At 46.0% G+C, this 10,336-nt stretch carries 5 protein-coding genes, 1 tRNA gene and 1 rRNA gene; 6 read left to right on the top strand and 1 reads right to left on the bottom strand.

Translation table 11 applies throughout. The annotated features are described in order from the left end of the window. Positions 1-127 precede the first annotated feature (127 nt). From H8S18_RS03630 to H8S18_RS03615, 4 genes are all read left to right on the top strand, one after another. Positions 128-202 (top strand) — tRNA-Asn (locus tag H8S18_RS03630). A 2-nt stretch (positions 203-204) separates the two neighbouring features. Further along, a 5S ribosomal RNA gene (gene rrf / locus H8S18_RS03625) occupies positions 205-321 on the top strand. 624 nt (positions 322-945) lie between these two features. Further along, complete coding sequence (locus H8S18_RS03620; protein WP_207721632.1) at positions 946-5,613, top strand: PAS domain-containing protein; 4,668 nt, start codon at positions 946-948, stop codon at positions 5,611-5,613. 150 nt (positions 5,614-5,763) lie between these two features. Continuing rightward, on the top strand, positions 5,764-6,960 hold the full coding sequence (locus H8S18_RS03615; RefSeq protein WP_186856914.1) for a S41 family peptidase: 1,197 nt from the start codon (positions 5,764-5,766) through the stop codon (positions 6,958-6,960). 16 nt (positions 6,961-6,976) lie between these two features. Here the strand turns inward: H8S18_RS03615 and H8S18_RS03610 are convergent, their stop codons facing one another. Further along, positions 6,977-7,444 carry a hypothetical protein gene (locus H8S18_RS03610; RefSeq protein WP_186856913.1) on the bottom strand — a complete coding sequence of 156 codons (468 nt, stop codon included), beginning with the start codon at positions 7,442-7,444 and terminating at the stop codon, positions 6,977-6,979. Here H8S18_RS03610 and trkA point away from each other — a divergent pair. Together trkA and H8S18_RS03600 are read left to right on the top strand one after the other, a co-directional pair. Beyond that, on the top strand, positions 7,443-8,840 hold the full coding sequence (gene trkA, locus H8S18_RS03605) for a Trk system potassium transporter TrkA (RefSeq protein ID WP_186856912.1): 1,398 nt from the start codon (positions 7,443-7,445) through the stop codon (positions 8,838-8,840). The genes H8S18_RS03610 and trkA overlap by 2 nt on opposite strands. After that, positions 8,837-10,285 (top strand): TrkH family potassium uptake protein, encoded by a 1,449-nt coding sequence (locus tag H8S18_RS03600; protein WP_186856911.1) that lies wholly within the window; start codon positions 8,837-8,839, stop codon positions 10,283-10,285. The genes trkA and H8S18_RS03600 overlap by 4 nt, the downstream gene beginning before the upstream one ends. The last annotated feature ends 51 nt before the right edge of the window (positions 10,286-10,336 follow it).

The raw sequence follows: 10,336 nt of genomic DNA, 5'->3' as shown, positions 1-10,336 counted from the left end.
CCAGTACTAATAGGTCGAGGGCTTGATCAACGAAAGTTGATAGACAGTCTAACATAACTTAAGACTTTCTCTTTCGGACTTACTATTCAGTTTTGAGTGTGCTTTGCAACTCATTAAAATTTAATATTCCTCAGTAGCTCAGCGGTAGAGCATTCGGCTGTTAACCGAAGGGTCGTTGGTTCAAACCCAACCTGGGGAGCCATTTCCGGTGGCGATAGCTAAGGGGATCCACCTGTTCCCATTCCGAACACAGAAGTTAAGCCCTTAAACGCCTAAAGTACTGCACTGGAGACGGTGTGGGAGGATTGGTAGCTGCCGGATTCCATTTTAAAAAAGCCTGTAACATGACAAATGTTACAGGCTTTTTGATTGTTCTGAATCTATTGGCACGGCCAGCGGTAGAGAAAGAGATTTAACAAGGAAAAGAAAAATCCCCAACTTGGTAAAATAAATTGACATCAATACTACAAATGCCAACGACTTCGGACTTTTTTTAAAAACACATTCGATGGGATGTGCTTTTTTCGTTGTGTGCTTCCAGTAGATCATAAATTTTCGGCTATGCCCGAGCAGGCTCCGATTATAAAATGACGCCAGATCCACTAATTGTGTGAAAAAGCAACGGGGATCTCCGGCTGGAAGTACATATATTCTGAAAATATCATCCTATGGAATTTGTAGCCAAGTTCAGGAGATTACCTAAATTATGCCTCTCGCAAAACAATCTAAATACGCGATGACTACAATAACAGAAAGAGAACATATGCTATAGAAGCGCGGATTAAAATCTGTAAAAGTTGACTATGCCCTTGAATAATCAAAAATAATCAAACATAGCCAAAGTGGCGAAAATAAAATCCGTTACTGGATAAGTCCCGGAGTTTAAATATACAATGACTACATTTATGCCAAAAACTGAAACGGATATCGACGAGAATAATTAACGTGGAGAAAATCAAAATGGAAGAAAACGCCCTTATTACGGTCTTAAATCATTTGCCGGACATGGCTATTTACGTGATTAGGCAAGACAACCACCATATCCTGTATTTTAATGACCGGGTGCGTAAAGTGACGCCGGAAGTAGAATTGGGGCGGGCTTGTCATGACCTGTGGAAAGGTATGTGCCGGAACTGTCCTTTGCACGAAATTGGCCAAAATGAAAGCAATACAACTGTGAGCTATAATGAACCGTTTGGAAAGGCAGTGAATATTTCGGCAACAAGAATTATGTGGGAGGATAAAATACCGGCATTTATTATTTCGATTACTCCCTACATACAAACAGAAAAAGAGATTGAGCTGGAGCAGGAAAAGCTGCAGCTTGCGGCTGCAGTCTCGCAAATCTATCCGATGGTGATTTCGGTGAATCTTACCCGAAACAGGTTTGCTATGGTTGAATATGAATATTTTGACGCAAAAGCCGCGCCGGAAGAGGGGAACTTTGATGAACTGATTGAAATTGGTGTGGAAACAATGCATCCTAATTTCAAAGAAGAATTCCGAAATAAATTCAGCAGGGAACGGCTTCTTGAAAATTTTGCGGACGGAAAAAGAGAAATCTATATGGAACATCGCCAGATGGGGGATGATGGGCAGTACCACTGGACAAATACGCGCGTTATGCAGGTAGACAATCCCTTTAGCGACGATATTCTGGAGATTACCTTATGCCAGAATATTGACAGTCTTAAAAATACAGAGGAGGAGCTGCAAAATTCTTTGAAAATCGCTTGTGAGCATTCAGGAGGAATGACGGGAAAATATCTGGTGACGGATTCCCATATTTTTCTGCTGGAGGCAAGCCGAAAGTATTTTGAATTTTTTGATACAAAGCTGGACGACTACCGGGAAACCATATTCCTGGGTGTGCCGCCGCGCCGGGCAAAGGAATATACCGAGTTGATTTGCAAAGCAGGAGCCAGCCGCGAGAATGTGGATCTGGAAATTCCGTTTGTTATGAACGGAAATATGACCTGGCTCCAGGTGCAGGCCGGATGTATCGGGGAGCAAGACGGTTGGCCGGTTTATTTTGGTACCATCCTGGATATTACAAAACGGAAACAGATGGAAATTGAGAGGGAGGTAACCTATAATAGTATGCCAGGTGGCGTTGCCAAAATTGTTATTGATGAAGACATGACAATTCAGGAGGCAAACGGAACTTTTTACGATATGTTGGGAACAACCCCGGAACAGTGCGGGAATTGGATTTCGCTGGTTTATCCTGAAGACCGGGATAACATACGGGTTTTACTGCGGGAACAGGTGGAAAAAGATTGCTCCATTTTTACTGAATACCGTATGAAGCGAACGGATGGCCGTTTCATTTGGGTGCATGTAGAAGGAAAAAAGATAGGTGAGCAAAAAGGGAAACCGATTTATTTGGTTGTTGTCGTCAACATTACGGAACAAAAGGAAGCGCAAATCAAACTGGAAAAGGAGCAGGCAAGATATCGCGTGGCGGTAGAAACCTCAGCGGATGTTTTGTTTGAATATGTTAATGAAACAGATACTTTTTACGTTTACCAAAATAACGAAAGCACATCCGGCGCACCGCTTGGAGAGAAAAATTGCCTTGTTCACTATTTGCGGGATCTTGAGAAGTACGATATCGTGTATCCAGATGATATTCCATCGGTTCGAAAGATTATGCAGGGAGATAGCAGACGTATGGAAATACGTCTGCGCCGCCCCGGGACGAAAAAATTCGTATGGTATTTTTTTCAGGGAGATGCTTTGCGCGAGGGGGATAAAATTTTACGTGTGATAGGAACCCTGCGCAATATCGATAAGATCAAAGAAAATGAAAACAAGAGCGAATTCCTGCAACGAATGTTTGATTTTGTATGTAATAAGGATTATCAGATGATGGCAATCTTGGAACCGAAAACATGGATATGCCATTGTCCTTATCAATCAAAGGGAAGTCCGTTTTATAAGACGGGGATTCATGATTTTCATACGCAGATCAGGCTGTTTATTGCGCGGTTCGTGTTGCCGGAAGACCGGGAAAGAGTGGAAAAGGAATTAAAACCTGAAGAAATTCTTTCGCGGCTGAAAGCAGAAGACGATGAATATAATGTATATTTCAGGATGGCTGAGCATAGCGGGGAATATCGCTGGAAAAGTATGACTTTTTCTTATTTCCGGCAGGATAGGAATATGATTTTTATGGCATTGCGCGATATACAGACAATCCGAAATGCAAAATTTAAAGAGCGCATTGCAAATGAAACGCTGGAGGTAGCACTGAATCGCATTTATGACGAAGTTCTCTATGTAGACCTGAAAAAGAATAAGATCGTATACCGAAAAAGTAACAACAAATACCAGCGGATTGCCAACAGCAACAAAATGTTTTTTGAACAATCGGCCCTGCCTTATATTCATTCGGCAGATAAGCAGCTATACCGGAAAAATATGAACTGCGAACGCCTGACAAAACGATTGGCGGAAAAAGGGTCGATTCATTTCCAGTGCCGCCGCAAAGGAGAAGATGGGTTGTATCATTGGGTTTCCACTACAGTAGTCCGTACCGACTATTCTGACGGAATTGCTGCCATGGTGTTAGTGAGGACAATTGACAACCAAAAACAAATGGAACAGGATAAAGAAGAGTTTACAATGGGAATTACGGCATTGCTGGATGAGTGCATTACGCTGAATGTAACAGAGGGGACTTTTGTCGCAAGGAAAACCAACGAAACATGGGGCGATGTTGCGCGGGAAGGGTTATTTGAACCAGCCAATAAAGCGTACTGTGATAAAACCGTACATCCTGAAGACCGTGCCGCCTTTCGTAACATTTTTTCGCTGAAGGGAATACGCCGCCAGTTGCAAGCGGGCCATCGGAAAATCAGCCGCGAAATACGCAGGCTTGCGCCTGACGGAACCTATCATTGGGTTGAAATGACGGTAGTGGCGATCGAAAATAAGGTTGGGGATGACATCAAGGCTATTCTCACTTACCGTGATATCCATGCACTGAAAGTTGCTCAGGAGGAAGAAGAAAATACAAACCGCAGACTCGCGGCAGCCACTGCGCGGTTGTATCGAACCGTATACGAGGGAGACCTCAATACCGGGATGCTGTATCGCTGGAAAAATACCTTAGGTACGCTCAAGAAAGAACCGGCGCAATGCACACTGGAAGAACATTTTACACATGTAGCAGAAGAGATCATACATCCCGAATATAAAGAAGATTACCGGGAACGTTTTTCCGTACAGGCTCTGTACGAAGCATTTGCTCAAGGAAAGCAGGAGATCTATCTGGAAGCGCCAAGGAAAATGCCGGATGGAACCTACCGGTGGCATTCCATGCAAGCGCAAGTAATCCGGCGGGACGATAAGTGGTTTACGATTATGATGTATCTCAAAGATTTGGATGATGCCAAAAAAGCTGAAGAGAGGGAACACGCAGCCCTGGTGGATGCCTTGTATCTGGCGGAGAGCGCCAATAAAGCAAAAATGGATTTTTTTTCCCGCATGTCCCATGATATTCGGACGCCTATGAATGGAATCATTGGAATGACAAATATCGCCGCCATGCATGTGGAGAATGCCAAAACAAAAGAGTGTCTGGAGAAAATTGGAATTTCGGCGCACTTTTTATTAAGCTTGATTAATGATTTTCTGGATATGTCGAAAATTGAAAGTGGAAAGATGCAGATTGAAAACCGGATTTTCCGCATTGAAGATTTAACGGACAGCCTGTCGGCAGTGCTGCAGACACAGATCAACCAAAAAAAACAGACCCTGCATATCAAAGTTTCCCCAAACGTCGGAGACGTTTATATCGGAGATATGCTTCGTTTAAATCAGGTGCTCATGAACCTTTTGGGAAATGCCATCAAATATACCCAGGAAGGGGGAGAAATCGGCCTGCTGATTTCGGCGAAACATTCCCGTAATGATATGACCATGATACGGTTTGAAGTTTGGGATAACGGAATTGGTATGTCTCAGGAATTCCTGGATAAATTGTACGATCCCTTTGAGCAGGAGAACCCGGACAGCGGGCGGGTATTCCAGGGGACGGGCTTGGGCCTTACGATTACGAGAAATTTGGTACACCTTATGCACGGCCAAATCTATGCATCGAGTACTCTGGGCGAAGGAAGCCGCTTTCAGGTTGAACTCCCACTTCATAATAAAACGGCGGCGGCCGAACAGAAAGAATGGGAAATGGAAGAATTTACTGAATCCGTAAACGGACTTAGTTTCCAAGGGGAAAACATTCTTTTGGTAGAAGACAACGAAATTAATCTGGAAATTGCGCAGGCATTGCTTGAGATGAAGGGATTTTGCGTGGAAACCGCCGTCAATGGGCAGGAAGCGCTCGATAAATTTACCGTAGCTCCGGAAGGGCATTTTAAGGCAATTTTGATGGATATTCGTATGCCGGTTATGGACGGTCTGGAGGCAACGGAAAGAATACGGGGGCTTAAGAAAAAAGATGCCCGGTCCGTTGCGATCATTGCCATGACCGCAAATGCTTTTCAGGAAGAAATAGAGACTGCAAAGCAAGCCGGGATGGATGAATACTTAACAAAGCCGATTGATACGCCTGCATTATTCAGAATACTTCAAAGATACGTGAAAAGCTGAATGTGATATTTCTGGTAAAGACGCGGAGCGAAATTCCCGGATTTTAGGAAGGCAGGAATTGAAAAAAATGAAAATATGGATCTGTGCGTAGAAATCCGTAGCTGCTGGTAGTAAAATAGAATCATCGCAAAACATCGGCAGGAGGCGTGTATGGAACGAAAAGGATATTGGAAGGGTTTTGCCGGCGGAACCGTATTTCTTGCAGCCCTCTTTATGATCATAACATTATCAGGAAGCGCACCAAAAGCAACCGGAAGCAACCTCAATTTATATCCTGTTTTCGGCAAGATGGAAAAGATACAGGCCCTAATTGACGAACATTTTTATTTTGAAGAAGATGCGGAAAACGAAGAATATTATATTTACCAGGGAATGATCGGCGGTCTTGGAGACCAGTATTCCTACTATATGGATGCAAACGAATATGCAGCCTATCAACGTAAAATGAATGGAAATTATTGCGGGATGGGTGCGACGGTAACGCAGGATCCGGATACGCTCGAAACGTCGGTCGTAAGCGTAGAACCCAACGGACCGGCGGAGAAAGCAGGAGTGCAGGAAGGGGACGTTTTCCTTGAGATGGATGGAAATGACGTTACGCAAATGGAACTGGGAGACCTGATTGAAACGTATGGAATCGGACCGGAAGGAAGCGTTCTTTCTCTGAAAGTATGGCGGCCTTCGGAGAATCATGAATATGATTTCGAAATTGTCCGCGAGCCAATCGTTACCCAAACGGTCTTCCACCAAATGCTTGAAGAGCAAACAGGATATATACAGGTAACTTCCTTTCAAACAGAAACGGCGGAGCAGTTTAAGCAGGCTGTGGATGACCTGCTTGGACAAGGCGCTGAACAGATTGTATACGATTTGCGCGGCAATCTGGGAGGAAGTCTCAACAGTGCCGTTGATATGCTGGATTATCTTCTGCCGGATGGGTTGCTTGTTTATACGGCAGACAAAAACGGAGTAAAGCAGAGTGTTTATGAAGGGAAAGACGGGCATGAAGTGAATCTGCCGGCGGTAATACTCGTAGACGAAAATTCTGCGAGTGCGGCAGAAGTTTTTTCAAGCGCAATGCGCGACTATGAAAGGGCCCTGTTGGTGGGAACCAAAACTTTTGGAAAAGGGATTGTCCAGGAAACGTTCCCAGTGGGGGATGGAAGTGTGGTCAGGCTTACGACAACGGCCTATTTTACGAAAAATGGGTATCCTATCCAGGGACATGGCCTTGAGCCTGACATTACTGTGGAAATGGACCCGCTCCGTGATCCCGATGCTCCACTTTCCCCGGAGGAGGATGCCCAGCTTCAGGCCGCCATGGAGATGCTCAGCCAGAACGGATGAATTGATGCTGTCCGGCTTATAAAAAGCTAGGAAGAGAGGGGGCGTCAGCAGATCCAATGTGCGTTCGCGCAAACGGCATTATGGCAGACGCGGGATGGATATTGCCGTTTTCCCCGGAATAATTTTTGCGCGCCCGGCGGAGAGAGCGGATTCCATGGCGGGGATGCGTACTGATAGATGATAGAAAAGATTTGGCGAAGACATCCCATTTATGGAAAATTTTTGCGGATAGGATATTTCTGCACGTTCCTATGTTTAAGCTTGGCAACAGGGCCGGGATATGATATCTTTTTGCGCCGCCATTGCCGCCGTCGGCATAGGTGAAGCGGCAAAGACCGAAAACATACCGGATAAAGCGGAAATCAGTATTGCCCGCAGATAAGGTTTGTGATAGAATCAGATGTGCTGGATTAGCGGTGTGAATACAGTTGACCGTCAACCCTTCCCCAGAAACAATATAAGTTTGAATGGAGATCCACATCATGAGAATTGCGATCGTCGGCGACGGAAAGGTTGGTTCTGCGCTGACAGAGCAGTTGGCAAAAGAAGGTCACGATATTGTCGTAATCGACAGCAACAAAGCAGTCCTGCGGGATGCCGTGGAAGCGCTGGACGTTATGGTAGTACATGGCAATGGAGCGACGCTGAAAGTGCAGGAATTGGCTGATGTGGAACACAGCGACCTCCTGATTGCCGCGACCTCCGCAGATGAAATTAATCTCCTATGCTGTATTATTGCCCGCAAACTTGGATGCCCGCATACGATAGCGCGTGTGCGCAATCCAGAATATGCCCATCAGCTCTATTTCCTGAAGGACGAGCTCGGCCTGAGCATGATGGTAAATCCAGAGCTTGCTGCGGCAAGCGAAATTTTTAGGCTGCTTCAGTTCCCGTCTTTTCTGCAGCGTGACTCATTTGCAAAAGGACGTGTAGAAATCGTTGAAATTGAAGTGCGCGGAGAAAGCAAATTAACCGGTAAAAAACTTGCCGAGCTTTATAAAACAGCGCGGGTCAAAGTGCTTGTTTGCGCCGTAGAGCGCGGCGACAACGTACTCATTCCCGACGGGAATTTCAAACTGCATAAACACGATAAATTATATGTAACAGCTTCATCGAAAGATCTTGCGAAACTGATCCATAATCTTGGCCTGGAACGGCGAAAAATCAGGAATGTGATGATTGTGGGCGGCGGAAATATTGCCTATTATCTTGCAGAGGACCTGATCGCATCCGGGGTAAATGTGAAAATGATTGAAATTGACCCTGAGCGCTGCCTGCTTCTTGCGGAGGCCTTACCCCGTGCGACGATTATTGAAGCGGACGGGTCGGAACGGGGCGTCCTCGATTCCGAAGGGATCGGCGATACGGATGCAGTCGTTACACTTACAAACATTGACGAGGAAAACCTTATCATTTCGATGTATGCCGATTTTGCAGGCGTATCTAAAGTCATTACGAAAATCAACCGGACAGAATATCATGAAGTATTCCGCGACCGGGGAATTGAGTGTGTTGTCAGCCCCAAGGAACTATGCTCCCATGAGATTGTACGGTATGTGCGCGCGATGCATAATACAACGGAGGATTCCATCATTACGCTCCACCGGATTGTAGGCGGACGTATGGAGGCGCTTGAATTTAAGGCAAATGAAAGCACGTGGCATCTCGGCACGACGCTTACCAAACTTCGCTTGAAAAACGATATTTTGATTGCCTGTATCAGCCGGCAGGGAGAGATCATTATTCCAAGCGGCGCTGATTCCATACAATTAGGCGATACCGTGATTGTGGTAACGACGGCAGAAAAAATTGTCCACGACCTGAATGACATTTTTGACGAGCAGGAAGACCGCTTTCGTTTCAAGGAGGGGCACGAATGAACCGCCGCATGGTCCTGTATGTATTGTGCCTCATTATGCGCGTCGAGGCGGTATTGCTGGTTCCGCCGCTCATCATTGCATTTGCGCAGCGCGAAGATATGGCTGCTTTTGGCTTTCTCGCAGCCATCGCGGCACTGCTTGGCGCCAGCTTACTGACCTTACTGAAAAAACCGAGAAAGAAAGTTTTTTACGCCCGCGAGGGCTTCATTATTGTCGCGCTCGCGTGGTTTGTGGTATCCATTTTCGGTGCGCTGCCGTTTTGGGTCAGCGGCGCGATCCCCAGTTTTATAGACAGCCTGTTTGAAACGGTTTCCGGGTTTACGACAACGGGCGCGAGCATACTGACCAATGTGGAGGCGATGCCAATGAGTCTTTTGTATTGGCGCAGTTTTACCCATTGGCTGGGTGGTATGGGCGTGCTGGTGTTCGTGCTCGCGATTATGCCGCTTGCGAAAAATTCCGGAAATACAATGCATATATTACGTGCGGAAAGCCCGGGCCCGCAGGTAGATAAGCTCGTACCGCGCATGCATAATTCAGCTAAAATACTATATGCAATTTACGTGGGTATGACGCTCTTGCAAATTATATTGCTGCTTGCCGGGGGAATGCCGCTTTTTGAAAGCGTGACCACCGCGTTCGGAACCGCGGGCACCGGCGGCTTTGGTGTGCTGAACGACAGCATGGCGAGCTTCAGTCCTTATCTGCAGTCGGTTGTCACCGTATTCATGATCCTGTTTGGGGTTAATTTCAATATTTTCTTTCTGCTTATTATGCGTGAATACTATAAGATATTGCGCAATGAAGAGTTATGGGTATATATTGGCCTGCTTCTCGGGTCAATTCTCCTGATTACGTTCAATGTGCTGCCCATGTTTGCAAATATTGGGGAAAGTTTCCATCATGCAGCCTTCCAGGTTGCATCCATCATGACAACTACCGGATTTGCCACCGTGGACTTCAACACGTGGCCACAGCTTTCGCGGACGATCCTTGTAATTCTTATGGTGCTCGGGGCTTGCGCCGGTTCGACGGGCGGAGGCGTTAAAACCGCGCGGGTTGTGCTGCTTGGAAAGTCTTTTGTGCGCGACGTCCGCAAGCTTTTGAGGCCCCGGTCTGTCGCGCTGATCAAAATGAATGACCGGACCGTAGAGGAAGACACCGTGCGCGGGGTGTATAGCTACCTGACTGCGTATATTCTTATCGCTTTAATTTCCGTACTGCTGATTTCAATCAATAATTTTTCCCTGGAAACGACGGTTACGTCAGTGGTTTCCTGCATGAACAATATTGGCCCGGGTCTTGACCTTGTGGGACCGATGGGAAATTATTCTGCGTTTTCCGGATTCAGCAAACTGGTGCTTTCGGCAGATATGCTGATTGGACGTTTGGAAATTTTTCCCATGCTGATGCTTCTTGTGCCGGCAACGTGGAAGGCAAGGTAGAAAAATGCAACGTTTGAAAGAAAAAATGTCTTTGCGGGAAAACATTGAAAT

It is taken from the genome of Christensenella tenuis (assembly GCF_014287795.1).
In the GTDB taxonomy this organism is placed as follows: Bacteria; Bacillota; Clostridia; order Christensenellales; family Christensenellaceae; genus Christensenella; species Christensenella tenuis.
Note: the sequence above shows the minus strand (reverse complement) of the source record. Positions and strands in the feature narration are given on the sequence as shown.